Here is a 1,775-nt window from a genome sequence, read left to right as displayed (position 1 = left end):
CAAAGCCTCTATCTACCATAAATGATTGCATTTCCTTTAATACTACTGTTTGTATTTTTATTGTTGGTTTCATTTCTTTTAGATGAGATATCATTTCTTCTACCGCCATTCGCTAATATTTCTATTTCCTGTTCTTAAATTTTTTATAAAATTTTTTGAAAAAGATTCAAAAAATTACTTAAATTTGATTTAAAAATTGAATATTTTTCAAAATCTCATTTATTAATTGATAGGATATANTATTTATTAATTTCATAAAATTTGAAGATACTTTGAATAAAATACTTAAATTTTTAAAAAATATGAATTTTTTATGAAGATAGATGAAAAGGATAAACAATTACTTTCACTTTTGCAGAAGAATTGCAAACCTCTTTAAGAGAACTTTCACAAATTACAGAAATGAGAGAAACTACAATTTTCGCTAGAATAAAGAAATTAGAGAATGCAGGAATAATAATAGAATATAGAGCAATTTTAGATCCTAAAGCTATTGGTAAAAATGTTGTTCTTTTGTTTTAATAAAATATGATCCTTCTTCTGGTCTTCACACAAAGAGAGGTTGCGGAAAAAATTGCAAACTTACCAGAAATTCAAGAAGTCCATATAATAGCTGGGGATTGGGATATGATTGCAAAGGTTAGGGAAAAAGATGTTGAAGGTTTAGGAAAAGCTGTTTTAGATAAGATAAGAGAAATTAAAGGAGTAAAAGAAACTGTATCTTTGATAGTTTTTGAAAGTGTAAAAGAAACGACCTTTTTATACTTATAAAAAGAATATCATTTTTTATACAAATATTTAAATGAGTTTATTGTTACTATGAAATAGGTTTTATAGGAGGAAATATAGTCAAAATATCCATATTTAATTTTTACTTATATTATTGTGATAATAATGATAAATATATTAGTATCAGAAATTCTCGAAATATTATTACCTTATATATTAAGTTCTGTTTATTTTTATCTAACTGTAATTACTTTTAATATTAATAATTTCGCCAATAATACTTTTAATTGCAACTTTGAGTTCTAGCATACCAAATAAGACCAAACTATTCATATTGTGCTTTAATATGATTTATTCATTATTATTACTATATATTCCAACATTATTACTAATTATTCTAAATTATGTAGATGGTGATTTTAAATAATATGTCAGATGCCATGTTATTTTTCTATATTTAGCTCAATCTTGACAGAAATATATAGAAATATTGTATTATTTATCATACTATATGCAATAGTTGTAATAGTATGTTGTATAATGATAATTATAGCATTTATAAGAATGTGTCTTTACAAATTTAAAGAAAGACGCAATTTTAAAGAATATTTTAGTAAAAATAAAAAATTCTTCATAGTAGCATGGTTTATATCTCTTATATCTGGATTCTTCCTCATCTTACTTNNNNTAACAGCATATTCTAGTTATTATATACATATTTTCTTTTTAATTATATTATTAATAGCAGCTATTATTGCATACATGTTATCATCTAACCGAAAAAATATAGAAGATAAAAGCAATTCATTATGGAAAAGCACTATCGAATTTATAAGTTCGTGGTCTTCTCTATTAGGATTGAACTTTTTTGGGATCAAAAAATCTGTAGAATATATATTTGGATATTTTCTATTCCATATATATNNNTTACTTCTGTCATTATTGTAATAACGATTTTTCTTTTAATATCTATAATGTCTCTTTATGTATACACAGTAAACACAAATAGAAATTCTAGAAAATATGGTTAAATGGATTATATTAGG

At 23.3% G+C, this 1,775-nt stretch carries 2 protein-coding genes; both read left to right on the top strand.

Annotated elements, in window-relative coordinates:
* The first annotated feature begins 363 nt into the window (after positions 1-363).
* Positions 364-522 carry a winged helix-turn-helix transcriptional regulator gene (locus LUA84_RS01150; protein ID WP_231434050.1) on the top strand — a complete coding sequence of 53 codons (159 nt, stop codon included), beginning with the start codon at positions 364-366 and terminating at the stop codon, positions 520-522.
* 6 nt (positions 523-528) lie between these two features.
* A complete protein-coding gene (locus LUA84_RS01145) occupies positions 529-771 on the top strand; it encodes an Lrp/AsnC ligand binding domain-containing protein (protein ID WP_231434048.1) in 243 nt (80 codons plus the stop codon).
* Positions 772-1,775: the final 1,004 nt, after the last annotated feature.

Source organism: Candidatus Nanopusillus massiliensis (assembly GCF_920984865.1).
The sequence above is the reverse complement of the archived record's forward strand: the minus strand, read 5'-3'. Positions and strand labels throughout refer to the sequence as shown.